The organism is Mesorhizobium sp. LNHC229A00 (assembly GCF_000502415.1).
Classification (GTDB): Bacteria; Pseudomonadota; Alphaproteobacteria; order Rhizobiales; family Rhizobiaceae; genus Mesorhizobium.
Genome location: NZ_AYWQ01000172.1, coordinates 1 through 482, shown reverse-complemented (window position 1 = coordinate 482; position 482 = coordinate 1). Strand labels below are relative to the sequence as shown.

Below are 482 nucleotides of genomic sequence, written 5' to 3'. Positions count from 1 at the left end.
CAAATGCGACCGCGTGCCAGAGGCCGTCAGCGGTGCGACCAATCTGCGGCATCTTGTGGCGCGCGTAGCTCATCATTCCCCCCCAAGCGTGATCGATTTGAACGTCTTTGAGCTGCGGGTACACGCGTAGAAGGTCACGCCTGAGTAGGCGCGCGATAGCGGCCGGATCACGGTTGAACACCGAGATTCGCCCTCCCCAAAGAATTCGCGTGTCCTGTAACGGTCGGTAGTAGTCGAACGCGAAGCGCGTATCATAGACTGCATGCGACGCGTCAATTGCCTCGGCAAGGCGGGCACCGAGCGGCTCAGTTGCAATCACGTAGGTCGCGATCGGCAGTATGGCTTGCTCGATTTGGGGTGATACGCCTCGCGTGTAAGCACCGCCTGCGAACACGACATCTTTCGCCCGCACCGCGCCTTCCGGCGTACGCACGACGAAGCTCATGCCGTCGCGCTCAATCGCGCAGGCCGAGGATTGCTCA

General features: G+C 61.2%; 1 protein-coding gene. It reads right to left on the bottom strand.

Translation table 11 applies throughout. The features are described 5' to 3' along the window. On the bottom strand, positions 1–482 hold a 482-nt coding region (locus tag X742_RS140175; RefSeq protein WP_023775684.1), incomplete at both ends, for an FAD-binding oxidoreductase.